Source organism: Butyrivibrio sp. INlla21 (genome assembly GCF_900116875.1).
GTDB lineage: Bacteria > Bacillota > Clostridia > Lachnospirales > Lachnospiraceae > Butyrivibrio.
Window position 1 is genome coordinate 50,006 of the sequence record NZ_FPCC01000016.1, and the last position, 17,078, is coordinate 67,083.

Annotated in this window: 15 protein-coding genes; 1 reads left to right on the top strand and 14 read right to left on the bottom strand. The window is 46.2% G+C overall.

Annotated features, from left to right (window positions below; genetic code table 11):
* Positions 1 to 10 precede the first annotated feature (10 nt).
* Positions 11 to 1,861 carry a DUF4832 domain-containing protein gene (locus BM377_RS10320; RefSeq protein WP_177223856.1) on the top strand — a complete coding sequence of 617 codons (1,851 nt, stop codon included), beginning with the start codon at positions 11 to 13 and terminating at the stop codon, positions 1,859 to 1,861.
* A gap of 80 nt (positions 1,862 to 1,941) precedes the next feature.
* On the opposite strand, the gene BM377_RS10325 is transcribed toward BM377_RS10320, so the two are convergent.
* The 14 genes from BM377_RS10325 to BM377_RS10390 form a co-directional block, all read right to left on the bottom strand.
* Positions 1,942 to 2,886 (bottom strand): AEC family transporter, encoded by a 945-nt coding sequence (locus tag BM377_RS10325; protein WP_092247704.1) that lies wholly within the window; start codon positions 2,884 to 2,886, stop codon positions 1,942 to 1,944.
* Complete coding sequence (locus BM377_RS10330; protein WP_092247777.1) at positions 2,883 to 3,596, bottom strand: class II aldolase/adducin family protein; 714 nt, start codon at positions 3,594 to 3,596, stop codon at positions 2,883 to 2,885. Before BM377_RS10330 ends, BM377_RS10325 begins: the two co-directional genes overlap by 4 nt.
* A 56-nt stretch (positions 3,597 to 3,652) precedes the next feature.
* Positions 3,653 to 5,059, bottom strand: coding sequence for a rhamnulokinase (locus BM377_RS10335; RefSeq protein WP_092247707.1), 1,407 nt, complete (start codon positions 5,057 to 5,059; stop codon positions 3,653 to 3,655).
* Positions 5,060 to 5,114: 55 nt separating this feature from the next.
* Positions 5,115 to 5,552 (bottom strand): hypothetical protein, encoded by a 438-nt coding sequence (locus BM377_RS10340; RefSeq protein WP_092247710.1) that lies wholly within the window; start codon positions 5,550 to 5,552, stop codon positions 5,115 to 5,117.
* 25 nt (positions 5,553 to 5,577) lie between these two features.
* Complete coding sequence (locus BM377_RS10345) at positions 5,578 to 6,036, bottom strand: RbsD/FucU family protein (RefSeq protein WP_092247713.1); 459 nt, start codon at positions 6,034 to 6,036, stop codon at positions 5,578 to 5,580.
* Between the two features lie 93 nt (positions 6,037 to 6,129).
* Complete coding sequence (locus BM377_RS10350) at positions 6,130 to 7,284, bottom strand: substrate-binding domain-containing protein (RefSeq protein WP_092247716.1); 1,155 nt, start codon at positions 7,282 to 7,284, stop codon at positions 6,130 to 6,132.
* A gap of 60 nt (positions 7,285 to 7,344) precedes the next feature.
* Positions 7,345 to 8,319, bottom strand: a complete 975-nt coding sequence (locus BM377_RS10355; RefSeq protein ID WP_092247719.1) for an ABC transporter permease — start codon at positions 8,317 to 8,319, stop codon at positions 7,345 to 7,347.
* An 11-nt stretch (positions 8,320 to 8,330) separates the two neighbouring features.
* Positions 8,331 to 9,827 (bottom strand): sugar ABC transporter ATP-binding protein, encoded by a 1,497-nt coding sequence (locus BM377_RS10360; RefSeq protein ID WP_092247722.1) that lies wholly within the window; start codon positions 9,825 to 9,827, stop codon positions 8,331 to 8,333.
* Between the two features lie 35 nt (positions 9,828 to 9,862).
* Entirely contained in the window at positions 9,863 to 10,837 is a 975-nt protein-coding gene (locus BM377_RS10365) for an ABC transporter permease (protein WP_092247725.1), read from the bottom strand.
* A gap of 27 nt (positions 10,838 to 10,864) precedes the next feature.
* Positions 10,865 to 12,193: a class II D-tagatose-bisphosphate aldolase, non-catalytic subunit gene (locus BM377_RS10370; RefSeq protein WP_092247728.1), complete on the bottom strand. Its 1,329-nt coding sequence runs from the start codon at positions 12,191 to 12,193 to the stop codon at positions 10,865 to 10,867.
* Between the two features lie 42 nt (positions 12,194 to 12,235).
* Positions 12,236 to 13,249 (bottom strand): aldo/keto reductase family protein, encoded by a 1,014-nt coding sequence (locus tag BM377_RS10375; protein WP_092247731.1) that lies wholly within the window; start codon positions 13,247 to 13,249, stop codon positions 12,236 to 12,238.
* Positions 13,250 to 13,316: 67 nt separating this feature from the next.
* A complete protein-coding gene (locus BM377_RS10380) occupies positions 13,317 to 14,366 on the bottom strand; it encodes a galactitol-1-phosphate 5-dehydrogenase (RefSeq protein ID WP_092247734.1) in 1,050 nt (349 codons plus the stop codon).
* Between the two features lie 69 nt (positions 14,367 to 14,435).
* Positions 14,436 to 15,929 (bottom strand): xylulokinase, encoded by a 1,494-nt coding sequence (gene xylB, locus BM377_RS10385; RefSeq protein WP_092247737.1) that lies wholly within the window; start codon positions 15,927 to 15,929, stop codon positions 14,436 to 14,438.
* A 97-nt stretch (positions 15,930 to 16,026) separates the two neighbouring features.
* Entirely contained in the window at positions 16,027 to 17,025 is a 999-nt protein-coding gene (locus BM377_RS10390; protein ID WP_092247740.1) for a LacI family DNA-binding transcriptional regulator, read from the bottom strand.
* Positions 17,026 to 17,078 lie beyond the last annotated feature (53 nt).

Genomic DNA, 17,078 nt, shown 5'->3' on the forward strand with positions numbered 1-17,078 from the left:
GGAAGTGAATATGAAGTTAAAGAAGACGAACGTACTGCGTCTGCTTACGTCTACCATTTTGACCATGTCAACGATGGTATTATGTGCAGCGCCCGTGTATGCCGAGAATCTCGGTTCAACGATCAGCCTTGAGGAGTCAGGTATGGAGCTTAACAACGTCGAAAGAGGTGAATGTCCTTACACATGGGTCAAGGTTGACGATGGAGCTACTCAGGTTCTCTACCCCTCCGGAGGAATGTACAGCATTATGTACGATCTTCGGTATTTTTCTAACGGTAATGATTTCACTCAAACCGATTATCAGAGTTCAACAGGATGCGGTGGCTACAAATCTCTCACCGAACATCCCGATTTCCTTGATTCATTAAGAGAAACACTTCAAAATGCCAGAAACAGCGGCACATCTATTGTTCTTAGATTTTCCTATGCAAGCGATGCAACAACAGGAAACGAACCTTCCAAGGCAGGCGAAAAAGGCGCTGAGCCCGACGTCGACCTTATTCTCAAACACATCTCGGAATTAAGCAATGTAATAAATGATTATAAAGACACTGTACTTGCGGTTGAGTGCGGAATGTACGGCCCTTGGGGCGAAATGCACACGTCAATGTACGACGAGCCTGAGTATTACGGCCAGTTGTCAAAGGCTTGGATTGCAGATCTCGATCCAAACATCAAGGTTCTTGTAAGAGCGCCCAAGCACCTCATGGCGCACTACGACTTTGCAGGTAAGGCAGAGGATTTTGCCGCAGCGGTTAGTAACGGAAGCCTTAAGATCGATCCAAGACTTGGTATGTACAATGACGGATACCTCGGTTCATCGACAGATGTCGGTACATTCGGCGACGAAAACAAATGGCCTTACATCACTCGTGAAACTGCAGCCGATCTCCTTCAAAGAATGGACACCGTTCCTTACGGCGGAGAGATGGCTTATGTAACGGCCGCCTCACTTAAGGCCGACGGTTCTATTATCTATGATGAGCCCGCGCTCATGGGCGAGCTTTACATGTCCCACTTATCTTACCTTCACAACATCAATGAATCCGGACATGTTATCGCAGGCGAGCTCGACAAGCTCACTGTCTCGGAAGACTTTATCCTTCCGGGCATGGATAAGTCAGACGTTGCACCTTATATAGGAAAGTCCTACAGAGAATTTATCCGCGATCACATGGGCTATCGCCTCTTGGTAAAAGAGTCTGATCTGTCCGAAACTGTTGATGAAGACGGAACCTTCAGCATGACAGGTAAGATCACAAACACCGGCTTTGGTAACTTCCTTACAGACAAGAAGGCAGAGGTCATCCTTAAAAACGGCGACGACATCTTCATTTCAAGCATTGATTCATTTAATGCAAAAGAGCTGAAGTCACTCGGAACCATGGATTATGACTGGACCTTCGAAGTTCCTACAGACTTAGCTTCCGGTGACTGGGATGTTTATCTCAGGATCAAAAATGCGTCCGATACAGGCGAAGTTTCTAAGACAGGAATCAGCTTTGCAAACAAAGACTGCTTCGATGAAGATCTTCGTGCCAACAAGATCGGAACGATCAGCATCTCAAGCGAAGGCGTAAAAGAAACTACGGATGAGCCCGATACTCCCGATCAGCCCGGCACTGATGCTTCAACTGATGAGCCCGGCGCCGACGCTTCTACTGACGAACCCGGCACCGATGCTTCTACCGATGATCAGGGCAAAACAGACAAGGACAAGAAAGATTCTTGTGATTCAAAAGACAAAAAAGACAAAAAAGATAAAAAAGACGACAAGCACGATCATAACAAGAAAAAATACAACAAGCATAAGTCAGGCAAAAAATACAGCTTCAAGCACTACAAACATAAGAAGCACTGATACACTCTAACATTGCAAACGGCAGGTTTTCCTGCCGTTTGTTTTTATATACTTTATTAGTTTTTCTCCGAAACCGATCGCTACATCCACATCACAACAAGCGGTATCGTCACGATCGCAGCAAGTGTAGTGAAAATGATACCTGCGGATATATTCTCCTCTTCTATCCCAAACTGTTTACATGCCATAAGCGGAAGATTTGCGGCGGGCATTGCCGACAATATAACAATCGTCTGCAGCATCAGTCCGCGAATTCCGATTGCCTTCATTATAAATGCAAGCATGATAGGAACATCAATTTGCCTTAGCATAATAAACACATACAATCTCCAATTGGAAAAGACCTTTCTCGGTATCATCTGCGCTACGGATACGCCAAGTACCAGCATCGACATAAAAGTCGTACATGAACCGATATGCGTAAGCAACGTGCTCACCACGCCGGGGATCTTAAAATCCGCCGCATACACAATGATCGTTGCGACGGACATAACGGTCCCTGCATTCACAATGCCACCATACCTAACACCGGCACCCGTTCGACCGGCCCCTTTGCATGCGCCGGAATGCTTCTCCGCCAGCACTCTCATCCCATACGTATAGAAGATCAGATTAAAGCATAGCCCGCAGATTGCCACATAGATAAGCGACGCACTTCCGAGAACGGCGGACGCAAAAGGTATCCCTATAAATCCCACGTTTCCGAATATCGTTAGCATGCGGAATTCAAATCTCTTTTCCCTACTTATAAAAAGAAGTCTCGGGATCAAATAAGAAAAGGCGATAAGAACCGCATACATAATCGCAAAAAGTGCAAACGAAGTAGCAAGCTCTTTTGCCGATATTTTCTGCTCTTCCTTCAAGGCAGCGCAAAGTAAAGTAATGGGATTTGTGATGTTAACGATTATCCACGACAGCTGCTTCGAAGTGTCATTGGATAAACGTCCTCCTTTATATAGGAAGACACCTATTAAGATCATGAAAAAGATCATGATCATTTGTCCCAAAACTACTGTAGTACTCATTGTTTCCAAATACACCTATCACACTTATAGCAATTGGGTCCTTTCCTGTCTGCGGGGAACTTTCCCGGCATTCCCATCTTTCTTCTTATATCAACAAGCTTATCTATCTCTTCCTTAGTAAACTCCTTGGGCTCTCCTATAGTCTGCGACTTATATAAGAGCTCAGCGTAAAACTCAAGCGACTCCATCTTCATGTACGCGCTCAAGAGATCGACAGACCACGTAAGCGCTCCGTGATTCTCAAGTAAAAGTGCATCGAAATCATCAAGATAAGGATTGATAGCCTCAGGGATCTCCATGGTTGAAGGAGTTCCGTAAGGAGTAAGCGGAACGCAGCCAAGCGCTATCACGGCCTCAGGCATGATTGGCTTGTTCAAGGGCTTTGCCGCGATCGCAAAACTTGTCGCAAAGTTTGGATGCGCATGAACGACTGCTCCCACATCGGGGCGTCTTTCATATACTCTTAAGTGCATCTTTATTTCGCTTGAAGGTCTAAAGCCCTCGCTTGCCTCAAGTACATTGCCCTTCTCATCAACCTTACATATATATTCAGGCGTCATGAATCCTTTGGACACACCGGTGGGCGTGCACAGAAATTCGTGGTCGTTTAGCTTTACCGAGATATTTCCGTCGTTTGCCGCAACCATGTTTCTATCATATATTCTTTTACCCAAGTCACATATTAAATGCTTGATCTCTATTTCATTCATTTTCCTACCTCTGTTTTCCACGTCATGCGTTGCCATATCAAAATGACCCTCATGGATCATGGCTCATATCTCTTTACGTCAAAAGAGTTCCTCACGCACTCCTTTGCCTCTTTTTCATCCGCAAAAACTCCGGCGGTTATCATCTGCGTCATAAGATTTCCGATAGCGGTTGCTTCCGTAGGCCCTGCGATTATCTGCCTTTGCGTGCGCCTTGCGGTCAGCTCGTTAAGATATGAAGCATTGGATCCTCCGCCGACAATATGTATGCAGTCGTAGCGCTTACCCGTAACTTCTTCAATAACAGAAAGCCTATCCGCATAACACTTGGCAAGACTGTTGTAGATAACTGCGGCAAGCTCAGACAAAGTTTCCGGCACTTCCTGTCCTGTCTTTTTACAATAATCCTTAACCGCCGCCGCCATATCTTTTGGCGATAAAAAGCTATTGTCCAGGCAATCAACAACACTTCCTATAGTTTCGTGCGAAGCCATCTCGCATATAGTGCCGTAGTCCAGATCCTTGGCAAGCTCATTGCGAACGGACTGTATCATCCAAAGGCCCATTATATTATTCAGATAAGTTATCCTTCCGCCGTAGCCGCCTTCGTTCGTAAGCCCAGCCTCCATGCTCTCTTCCGTGCAGCTAGGGTGCGATAACTCAACGCCCATCAGCGACCATGTTCCTGATGAGATATAGCAAATATCGCCTTCTCCGGGCACAGCAAAAACAGCGCTCGCGGTATCGTGCGAAGGAGCCAAAGTCACAGTGCAGTCGAAACCGACTTTGTCCCTGATCTCTTCACGCAGCGTGCCGAGAACGCTCCCGGGCATAGCTATCCTGCCAAAGAGCTTTTGGGGGAATCCGAGCTTTTCGGAAATAAGCTCTGTATCCCATTCTCTTTTTATGGGGTTTAAAAGCTGAGTGGTACTTGCCTGCGTATATTCCTGCGCCTTTTTTCCGGTCAAAAGAAATCCGAAATAATCGGGCAGCATTAGAAGGCTCTCAGCCTTAGAAAGAAGTTCCGGATGATATTTCTTAAGAGCCGCAAGCTGAAAGATCGTATTGTACATTGCTTTCTGAATGCCCGTTCTTGCATACAGCTCTTTTTCCGAAATCTTCTTGTAGACTTCTGTATCAATGCCGTCTGTCCTGTGATCTCTGTAGGCGACGGCTCGTCCGAGAGGCTTGTCCATGTCATCAATAAGCACATAGTCAACGCCCCAGGTATCAATGGCAACACTCTTTGGAATCTTTCCAAGCTCTTTACACTTGGAAAGGCCTGTCAGGATCTCGGAAAAGAGTCTTTCGGTGTCCCAAAAGAGTTCTCCGTCCGGCGCTTCATCCATTCCGTTTCGGAAGCGATAAACTTCTGTAAGCTCCATCTTATCGCATGCCAAAGAACCGAGGATGTGACGCCCTCCCGACGCACCAATGTCTATTGCCAGAAAATACTCTCTATTCACTTATGTTTCCCTCTCGATCTAAGTCACAAGGAAACACCGGATCCACGGAGTTTCCTTAGAACATTCCAAAGATCTTATCGCGGAAAGAGTTATAGAGTGTGGCATAATCCGTATAGCTTATATTTGTATCATCGAAGCGATTGTTCCATGCCGTTTTAAGTCCGTCGCACAGCTCTTTTGCGGATTCATCTTCTGTAAGAAGCACTGCGGGAAAAACATAATAGATCATGAAAAGATTGAGATCCGCCTGCATAGCACCTCGTATCTTACCCTTGGTGTTATAGGCATCAAAGATCTTATCAGCAAATTCTTTTCCCACTTCAAGCGAAGCGGCAGCCTTATCTTCCGATGCATTCACCTTTTTTAGCATCTCGTCAAAAAAGTGACCGTGCTCATCCCTAAAGCTTTGCATATTTATCTCGTAGCTTTTCTTCTTAAGCTTACGCATCATCGCTGTTCTGTTTTCAAAAATAACTTCGACGTTCTCCGGCATGGATCATCCCTCCGATAAAAAAAATTTAGATAACAACACCTTTTCTAAGAATAATATTAGCATAGATTGCCGTCTCTGTTGTTTGAATTACAACTTTAGCTCTTTCTTTGGTCTGATCGTAAAATTTCCATTTATTGATTTCTTTAAAAGCTTTCTCGCCGCGCTCATCGTACTTGGCAACGATCTTTTTATACTCATCCCAGATAGGTGTGGCTACTTTGCCAACATCGCCCGGCTCAAGCGCCATGAGCGTGCAGGGTGCATCTTCTTCGCCCTTTGAATTGGGATATGTATCAAGCGGAAAGACTGTAAGAATAGCATCAAGAACCTCGGGAACGCCGAGTCCGTCCGCTCTTATAACGTAGTCGCACATTGTGCTTCCGGGAAAATTGCCGTCTGCAATTACAAGTTCATCCGTATGTCCCATATCATCCAAAACCATCAAAAGCTCGGGTGATAATATCGTTGGGATTCCTTTTAACATCTTTATTCCTCTTTTCTTTTATTTATGTTCTTAAATTTATGCTTATTTTTATATTGAAAGGGACCGGTAATCCCGATCCCTTTCGGAATAGATTTAGTCGTAAAGGTTAGGAAGAATGTCAGGTGAATCCATATTTGTGCTGTCGTACCAATAACCTTCTGTGGAGATATCAGATACTGTCTCACCTGTTGCGATCTGATAAAGTGTCTTAACTGTTGCTCTACCCATTGCAAGAGGTGACTGTGTAACAGCACCGAACATTGTTCCGTCCTTAACTGCTCCCTTGATTACGCTACCTGCATCAAAGCCTACACCAAGGATTGTCTTGCCGGGCTCTGAGCCAAGCTTGTTGAGGTTCTCGTTAGCTGAAAGGATACCCTCTGCTGCAACCTGGTTTGAACCAAAGATTCCGAGAACGTCTGACTTGTTCATGATAGCTGAAGCCTCTGTAGCACAAAGCTCAACTGTTGTCTGAGCGGGAACTGCAACTTCGATGATAACGTCTGCTGTTGCCTCATCGCCCTTGTCCTTAGCGCCGTTTACATAGAACTCGTTACCTACAACAGCAACCTTCTTGCCGTCTGCTGTAGCAAGCTCTGCGAACTTATCAACGAATCCGAGACCACGCTGTGTGATTGACTCTGAAGTTGACTCCTGGTTAACTTCACCGATACGAACAGGTGCTGATGCGTTTGCGATAGTGTCCTTAAGAGCAGCGTACATATTCTCAGCTGCTGTTGCGCCTGCGCCGTAGTTGTCTGTAGCGATTGTTGAAAGAACTGATCCTTCTGGAGCGTCAGGGCATCCTGAGTCAAAGCAAACTACAGGGATTCCTGCGTCTTTTGCCATCTGGAGAGCATCAAGGCATGCACTCTGATCGCAAGCTGCTAGGCCGATTCCGTCGGGTGCGCCGTTTACATAGTTGGTGAGCATGTTAACCTGATCTGCGATGTCAGACTCAGCGTTAGGACCGTTACACTCTACGTTTACACCAAGCTCTTCTGCTGCCTGATTAACACCTGTAACGGCTGCCTGCCAGTATGATGACTGGAAGCTCTTAACAACGATCTTGAAGTTAAGCTCTTTTCCTTCGGGTGCTGCCGACTCGGGCGCTGCTGCCTCGGTAGCCTGTGTGTCAGCAGCGGGCGCCTCGGCGTCGGGAGTCTGTGCCTGCTGTGCTCCACAGCCTGCAACAAGTGCTGTAACCATAACTACACTCATGATTGATGCAAAAAGTCTTTTTTTCATTTTCATCCTCCTTAGAAAAAAATACATTCTCTTTTATATGATCTACGTCCGTAGTCCATATCACTTCTTCTCTCTTCTCTTTTTGATAATGTCGACCATTACGGAACCGATAAGTACAAAGCCCGTAACTATCTGCTGCCAGTTTGCCTGTAACCCGATAAACGGAAGTCCCGTTTTAAGAAGGCAGATGACAAATACGCCGACGAAGGTTCCGATTATGGAGCCCGCTCCGCCCGTTGCGGATACGCCGCCTATGATCGCTCCGCCTATAGCCTCAAGCTCAAAGCCTGCGCCCGTTCCGGGAAGAACCGTCTTGAACACGGCTGAGTATGCGATTGCTGCAAGTGCGGCGAAAAGACCTGAGATCGTATATGCCATTATGTGGTAGAACTTAACGTTGATACCCGAAAGTATCGCAGCTTCCTTGTTACTTCCGATTGCGATGATGTAGCGTCCGACTTTGGTGTGCCTTAGTACGAAGTGCATCATTATTGCAAGAAGCAGTACCCATATAAATCCAAGCGGTATCTTTGTTCCGCCGATATCAAGTTTAAAGATGCTTCTAAACCAGCTTCCGGGCTGTCCCGCTGTAGGCCATGAAATACCGGTATTCTGGGAACAGATGGAACCGAGTCCTCTTGTTATCATGCAGGTACAAAGTGTCGCAAGGAACGGCGGAAGATCCATAACCCCTATGAGTACGCCGTTTATAACACCGATGATCGTTCCGAAAAGAACCGTCACAACCATTGCAAGTCCCACAGGCCATCCGCAGTGAAGGATCAGATATCCTCCCGCAAGCGAGTAGCACACAAGTCCGGTACCGATTGAAAGATCTACTCCTCCGGTTATCAGGGGAAAAGACACACCGATTGCCATAAGGACTATGTAATATGAGTAATCCATGATGGTGAGGATTGTTGTGTACTGTCTGAAATTCTCGCTGGCTAAGCAAAAGAAAGTGAGCAGTGCGATCACCACCAAAAATACGATAAGTTCCTGCTTAAGTTTCACAGCAGTTTTTTCCTTTTTCATCTTTTCTCCTCCTAGCCCACATCTCTTGTTGCGAAGTTCATTATCTTTTCCTGAGTCGTTTCTTCTATCCTGAGTTCGCCCGTCTTCTTACCTTCACACATAACAACGATACGGTCGCTCATTCTCAGGATCTCCGTCATCTCGGAAGAGATCATTATGATCGATTTTCCTTCGCTTGCGAGTTTATTCATTAACTTGTAGATCTCGTTCTTGGCACCTACATCGATACCTCTTGTAGGCTCATCGAAGATCAGGATGTCGCAGTTCTTGCACAGCCACTTTGCGATTACGACCTTCTGCTGATTACCGCCTGAGAGGTTAACAACGAGCTCATCTACGCTCGGCATTTTTGTAGCAAGTGAATCAGCAAGCTCTTTTGCGATTTTCTTTTCCTTCTTCTTGTTTATAAAGATGCCCTTCATAAACTCGGATAGATTCGCCATTGTTGTGTTCTCTGCAATTGTCTTTTGAACTACGATTCCGAATCTCTTTCTGTCTTCGGAAAGATATCCGATTCCTGCCTTTACGGCATCCTCGGGGCTGTTTATTACAACCTTCTCTCCGTTTACATAGATGTCACCACTCTCCTTGGGATCCGCACCGAATATCGCTCTTGCGGTCTCTGTTCGTCCTGCGCCCATAAGTCCCGAGAATCCTAAGATCTCGCCCTTATGAAGTTCAAAGCTGACATCCTGTACCATCTTGCCTGCATTTAAATGCTCAACCTTAAGAACAACCGGAGCGTCCTCCGAAACCATGCTCTTGGTCTTGGGCTCTTCATAGATAACTCGTCCTACCATCATGTTGACGATGTCATCCTTAGTGCAGTCCTTGGTGATAAGTGTTCCTACATAGCAGCCGTCACGCATTACGGTAACTCTGTCCGTGATGACTTTTATCTCATCCATACGGTGTGAGATATATACGATTCCGAGCTGCTGCTCTCTTAAGTCTCTTATGATCTTAAAAAGATCCTGTATCTCCGCTTCGGTAAGAGCGGCCGTAGGCTCGTCAAATATGATTACCTTTGCATCATGTGAGATTGCTTTTGCTATCTCACACATCTGCTGTTTTCCTACCGTGAGGTCGCTCATCGTAGCCGTGGGATCGATGTCGATGTTGAGCTTTTCAAAGAGCTTTCTCGACTCCTCGATCATTTTTTTGTCATCTATCTTTATTCCCTTTTTAAACTCACGTCCGATAAAGATATTCTGAGCAACGTTTAGATGACCAACCATATTGAGCTCCTGGTGAACGATAACAACGCCCGCCGCCTGAGCTTCTCTTGCATTGTGGAACTCAACCTCTTTTCCCTCGTAGGTTATTGTTCCCGAGTCCTTGGTATAGATACCCGTAAGGACCTTCATAAGTGTCGATTTACCGGCACCGTTTTCTCCCATCAGCGCATGTACTTCGCCTTTCTCAACGCTAAAGCTGACATGATCGAGAGCATGTACGCCGGGGAAGCTTTTATCTATATCTTTCATCTGAAGTATGACTTCACCCATTTTCTTTTCTCCCTTCTGCATTTATGTGCCGGTTATCAGTTTCTTCTGCGTCTTGCCATTACATCTGCATATACAGCGCAGATAACTATGATTCCGGTGATGATAAGCTGGTAATCCTTGGTAAAACCAAGCGCCAATATACCTTCCTGCAAAAGAGCGATAATGAAAACGCCGATGACGGTTCCGCCGATGGATGCAAGTCCTCCCGCCATGGAAGTTCCGCCCATTACGCAGCCCGCGATTGCTTCGTTGTTGTACTGATCGCCGTAGCCGGGCTGTACCGTCGTATATGCGCCTACAAAGTAGATCGCCGCGATGCCTACAAGGAGTCCGCAGATAACGTATGCGAGCATCTCCCATTTTTTTACATCTACTCCGGAAAGCCTTACCGCCTCACGATTGCTTCCGAGACTGAGCATATATCTGCCCGCCTTTGTGTGATTAAGTAAGATCGAGCAGGCTATTGCCACTGCGAAAAAGACAATGATGCCTACCGGAACCTTTCCGACTTTTACAAAGTATCTGAACCATCCGCCTTTGGCTGCCTGAGGCCAGCTTACGGACTGAGTCTTTGTAAATACACTCGCAACACCCTTGGCGATATTCATACTTGCCATGGAAACTATGAACGGCGGAACTTTCTGATATGCTACAAGGTAGCCGTTGAAAGCTCCGAAGATCACGCCTACAACAATGCTTATGATGAGACTTAATCCCATCGGGACTCCGTGGCTCGTAAGGCTATAGCCTGAAATAAGAGCGCAACAGAACATAACGGGTCCGATGGAGAAATCAATTCCGCCGGTGGCAATTACGAAAGTAACTCCGAGTGACAGAAAGCCCAAGAAATATGCATAGTTGAGTGCACTCATAACTCTGGGCATTCCGGCGAAATTATTGACCAGGCAGCTTAATATGACATACATTAGTATTAAGACACCGGTAAGAACAATTCGGTTAAATCCGAGTTTTTTTACTATCGGATTTTCTTTTATCTTCTTAAGTATCAAAACTTCTCCTCCCAATACATCAAGATATCAGCAACAAAGAGCGTCGCTTATCATGTAATTAAGTTTGGTAGCGTAGTTGTAATCTTCTATGAGATGTACAACAAAATCCTCGACCAGATCCTTGGGTATAGGCTTCAGAGCGCCGTCTCTTACCTTTACGTACTGAAGCGGCATATACTGCCTCAGCATTCCCATAGGGATCTCGATCTGTGATATGTTCTCAAATAGTTTGTCTATAGCCTCTTTCATTTCGGGCTGTGCAAAATAATATCTGCATCTGTCCGAGAAGCTGTATTTTCTCTTGAAAGCGAGATCCGTGTCGCTACCGTGATAGTGTTTCTGCCAATTCTCCGGATGCTCCAGCATCGTCTCTTCCATGACTTCTATGAAGTGTGCCTGCTTCTCTTCAGGTACAAGTGCCTTCTCCATCATTGAAAGAGCAAATAACCCTTCTCTAAGTGAGAATGTAAGTGCGGGTCCTACCTTAAGGATCGCTATTCCATCCTCTACCATCTCTTTTAAACGCTGCGGCGGCTGGTAGTCCGTCGAGTGACCTTCAAGTACGATGTTGCTGTACTTCTTCATCGCTTCCGTAAGTCTTGCCGCGTTACCCCTGTTGTAATGGAAGACATCCGCATCTCCGAACTCAACACCGGGCTGAACAACTATGCCGATGATGTTGTCGAAGGCGTTTTCAAGGCCTCTTTTTTCAAACTGCTCTTTGTATACCGCGAGCGTTTTCTCTACTGCTTCAGGCTTGGTAACGCTGATGGAATCTTCTTCCTCCTGCGCCCCTCCGGGGATCGGAACTTCGCTGCCTATGATAAAAGCAGGTCGTTCCTCGCTTGGATTGTCTTTTAAAAGTTCCTTGTACGCTTCCTCGCAAGCTTCGTAGAGAATCGCTCCCCTTCTTGCTATTACTTCATCCGTCAGCGGCTGATCCTTTGGATCGTCCGCGACTCTCATACTTGTATCAAGATGAATCTTCTTAAACCCTGCAAGGACAAAGAGCTTAACGAGCTCTATTGATTTAGCCATTGCCTCCTCTTCGGGTTCGTTTTGCCAGGTGAGCGGTCCCAAGTGATCTCCTCCGAGTATGATCTTTTCTCTCGGGAATCCGACATCATCGGCAATCTTGTAAACAAAATCTCTGTAATCTGCGGGTTTCATGCCCGTGTATCCGCCAAACTGATTTACCTGATTGGCTGTCGCTTCAATGAGCACGTGGTCATCAAACCGCATTGCCTGCTTAAGACACGCTTCTATGACTAGGTCGGAAGCTGTGCAAAAGGATGGGATACCTGCGTACCGCATTCCTTTTTTTCTTTTGGCAAGCATTTCTCTCATAGCATCCATAATCTATACCCCATTCGATAGAAATACCTTTTTATACCTCATTTAGGCGTCGGGACAATCAACGATGAATCCGTCCTCATCCCAGAGTGCGTGCCAGTCGGTAGCTCCTTCCCAAAGGAATACCTGTCCCTTTACAAGACGATTGTTCTTCTCAAGAGTTGAAAGAGTCTTCATCTCTTCGTCTGTAAGAGGCTCTGAAACTGTTGCCTCGATGTTGCTTGTATATTCCATCTCATGAATTGAGAAAGGAATCGGGATCTGTCCTCTCTGCATTGCCCACTTAAGACAGATGATCGCGGGATGACAATTGTGTGCCTTAGCGATCGCCTGAAGCTCGGGTGTCTGCATATCTGCGATGTCCGTTGCTTCCATGTCGCGCTCGGGTCTTTGAGGTGAACCAAGAGGCATGAATCCGATGGGCTGAATCTCATGAGCAACGAGCCAGTCAAAGAGCTCCTGCTGCTGGAAGCAAGGATGAAGCTCCATCTCGCATGCAACGGGCTTAATCTCGAACTTGTCGATAACAGCCTCAAGCTTAGGAATTGTCATGTTTGAAATACCGATGTGACGAACAAGTCCTTTCTTTACAAGTGCTTCGATCTGTCTATAGGTATCCATAAACTCAGCAACCGAGAAAGGCTTCGAGTCGGGGTTTCTTGAATCTACCGTGCAGTGAGGTGCATGATAGTTCGGGAAAGGCCAGTGGATAAAGAAAAGATCTATGTATTCGCACTGCAGGTCACTGATCGACTTAAGGCATGATTTCTCGACATCGCGGTGCATATCGTTCCAAACCTTGGTCATGATATACATCTCTTTTCTCTCTACAACGCCTTCGTCGAAAGCCTGCTTAAATACTTTTCCGATGAGGTCTTCGTTGCCGTAGCAGGCTGCGCAGTCAAACATTCTGTAACCCTTTCTGATAGCGCCCGCAACCGCGTTTGAAACCTCTTCTGCCGTAAATCTGTCGGATCCGAAAGTACCCATTCCTATGCACGGAACTTTGTCGCCGTTATACAGGGTAATCTGCGGAACCTTGTTTGCATCAACTGCCATTTTTCTCTCCTCCGTATTTCTTTTAGTAATTGTTTTATGTGATTATTTTTATGTGTCGGTATTACTTTTATTTCTCACTGTCTATCAGGATCTTGCCCTTTACCGTTCCCGGTGTCTTATACATCTCAAATGCCGCGTCGATCAAAGAAAGCGGAATCTTTTGGAAGATAAAAGAGTCATCGAATTTGAGCTGTCCCGTCTTGAAGTAGTAAGCCGTAAGCTCCCATTCATCCCCGGGGAAAGGAGCCGAATAGCTCATCCACGATCCCGTTAACGTGAACTCTTTGCGGTTCATGTTCTCCCATTCCTGTACGGTAAAAGAAAGATCTTTGGTGGGAGTTCCTATGAAGCACACCTGCGCTTTGTTTGCCGCAAGCTCAAATGCCATCTTCATGGTGATCGTATTTCCGGCAGTCTCGTACACGTAGTCAAAACCTTTTCCGCCCGTGATCTCTTTTACCCTGTCCATGTAATCGGGCTTGGATGAATTAACACCGTAGTCGCAGCCGAGCCTGTTTGCAAGCTCAAGTCTCTCATCCAAAATGTCGAATATCGTAACGCTCTTGGCACCGAAGATCTTTGCCCACTGAGCTGTCATAAGTCCGATCGTTCCTCCTCCGAGGATAGCTACGTTCTTGCCGCCCTTGTAATCAACTCTTCTTAGTCCGTGAAGAGCAACCGTTGCGGGTTCAAAAAATGCGCCCTGCTCGAAGCTTACTTCGTCGTCAAACTTAACCGCGTTCTTCTCGGGAACCGCAACGTATTCCGCAAAGCTTCCGAACTCTCTTGAGCCGATGAAGCTGTAATGCTTGCAAAGGCTGTAATTTCCTTTCTGGCAATCCTCGCATTTCATGCAGGGAACAAGCGGAACTCCCGCAACTCTGTCCCCAACCTTAAGTGAAGTTACGCCGTCTCCGACTTCCGTAACGGTACCCGAAAACTCATGTCCCAGTACGTTCGGGAAGTAGTGACAGGCATCTCCGTTAACTCTCGGAATGTCCGATCCGCATATACCCGTGTATTTAACCTTGATAAGTACTTTTCCGGGACCCGCTATCGGCTTTTCGATTTCTTCGTAGCGGATATCGTTTTTGGCATGTACCACACCTGCTTTCATGTTTTCTCCTCTTTTCTGTGTTTTGTTATTACTGCTCTTATTGGCTTTTCTTAGTTAAGCTTTGTTACCTTAGATATCTTTGTATTCCTTAAAGGTATCCTTTAGGTCCTCGTAAAGCCTTAGATAAAGCTCCATTGAGCGCTTATATATCTCATGATTCTCGGCATTAGGTTCGTGGACTCTGGTGATCTTTATTGTCTTCTCAACCGCCTCTTTGTAGTCCTTGTAAATACCGCAGCCTTTTCCTGCAAGGAGCGCTGCTCCCAGTGTTGTAGCCGTATCCGATGCGGGAACCTGAACTCTTTTCCCTGTGACATCTGCTTTGATCTGTGTCCACAAAAGAGAATTCGCAGATCCGCCCATTGCATTCAGACTCTCCACCGTGATGCCTGTCTCCGCCGCCGTAAGCATATTGTGCTGCAGTGAAAGCGCCACGCCTTCCAAAACGGCTCTGATCATATGACCTCTTGTCTTGTCAAAAGAAAGTCCGTAGAAAACTCCTTTTGCATCGGGATCCCAGATAGGTGACCTCTCACCAGCCATGTAAGGAAGAAAGACAACGCCGTCCGAACCGGGACTTACTTTCTCAGCCTCTTGGGTAAGTTCATCAAAGCTTAAGTCTTTACCGAACTCTTGCTTGAACCACTTGAGAGTTCCGCCTCCTCCGACGGTGCCTCCCTGTAAAAGCCATCTGTCCGGAACCACGTGAGTGCTCAGGATCAGCTTTTTATGAGAAAGAGCACTGTCAGTACAAATGCTCATTCCTCCTGCCTGTCCGCCCTGTTCCTGCGTCTGTCCGACATCATATACTCCGGCTCCAAGTGTTCCGCAGGCTGCATCAAGTCCGCCTGCCACAACAGGAATTCCTTCGGGTAAGCCCGTTAACTCAGAAGCTTCTTTGGTTACCGTTCCGACTATCTCATCGCATCTATAGAGTGAAGGAACAAGCGATACGGATAAGCCCAGCTTCTCTGCCAGTTCTGCGTTGTATTCTTTTTTCTTCATGTCGAAGAAGTGAATACCGTATCCCTGGCTGAGATCCTGACTGACCTCTCCTGTGAGCTTCATAACGATGAAGCTGTTCGATTGCAGGAATAGATCCGTTTTCCCAAAGACCTCCGGCATGTTTTCTTTAAACCAGATCATCTTTGGTGTTGCATACGATGGGAGGAAATCATTTCCTGCAATCGAGAAGATCTCTTCATCTTGAGCTAAACGTTTCGCTCTATCGCAAATGTTCCTTGCTCGCGTATCCATCCATATAGGTGTCCTGTAAAGGACGTTTTGTTTTCGGTCAATCGGTATGGCTGACCAGCTCTGTCCGTCTACTCCTATACCTGCTATTTTCTTTGGATCGAAAGTTTTAAGATCCAGGATTTCCCTGATGGCAGCTACGATTGCGTCCCACCACTCTTCCGGATCCTGTTCCGCATATCCTTGCTGCGGATAATACACAAGGTACGGTTTATTGGACTGAGCCACTACATTTCCGTCTGTATCAAAGACAGCCACTTTACATGCCGAAGTACCTATATCGATACCCAGTAATAGTTGTTCTGTCATGTTTATCCTCATATTTGGTTGATTTCAAGCGAAACGTTTCGCTCTTATCTAAAAAATAATGGGGCAATAGCCCTTGTAGTTTTTAGTTGCAAAAATCCTACAAAGTCTTAATCGAATTGCCTCTGTGAAGACTTGTGCCAAGCGCAAGCTCCATAGGTCCGTCCTGAGTTTCGCCGTTTATTCTTTTAAGCAAAAGCTCAACGGCCTTCTCTCCCATTGCCTGTGTAGGCTGCTCTACCATGTAGACCTGAGGCTGCATGACATGGAAGAAGAGCTGATCGTCAAAACCTAGTAGTGAAATGTCATCGGGAGATTTAAGTCCCGACTCGTTTATTGCAAGCATCGCACCTAGTGTAATCTCATAGTTACTCATAAATACGGCTGTAGGCCTGTTCTTGAGCGTAAGGAGCTTCATCATTCCGTTGTAGCCGCTTGCTATTGAGTGTTTACCTCTGACCTGATACTCCACGGGTACCTCAAGTCCCGCATCTCTCATGGCTTCCATGAAGCCGTTGAAACGCTCGCGTCCCGTATACTCTCTCTCAGATGCGATCACCGCGATCTTTTTGTGATTTCTTTTTATAAGCTCCTGCATCGCATAGTATGTTGATTTGCGGTTGGTGATCCTAACGCAATCATACTGTGAATCCGCAAGTGCTCTGTCCAGTAAAACTACGGGTATTCCGGCTCTTTTGACAGGTTTGAGAAAATCGCCCTTTGATGCAACGGGAAGAACGATAATGCCGTCAACCTTCTTGCTGATAAGATAATTGACGTTCTTTCTCTCGATCTCTTCGTCGTCGCATGAATCTACGATAAGCATTCCGTAGCCTTTTTTGCGAAGTGCCTGTCCCACATGATGAAGTATCATTCCGGAGAACGGGCTGGTTATGCTAAATACCAAGATGCCGACTGTCTTTGTCTTCTTGGTGACAAGGCCTCTTGCTATCTCATTGACTTCGTAGTGAAGCTCGTTTATAGCCTTCTCGATCTTGGCACGATTCTCAGGTAAAACATTTCCGCCGTTAAGGTACTTGGAAATTGTCGCAAGTGATAAACCGGTATACTCTTTGATGTCTTTGATCGTTGATGGCATTTGAACTCCCCTTTTTTTGAATCTATTTCCTTTGGCTGCATTTTGCAGCGCGA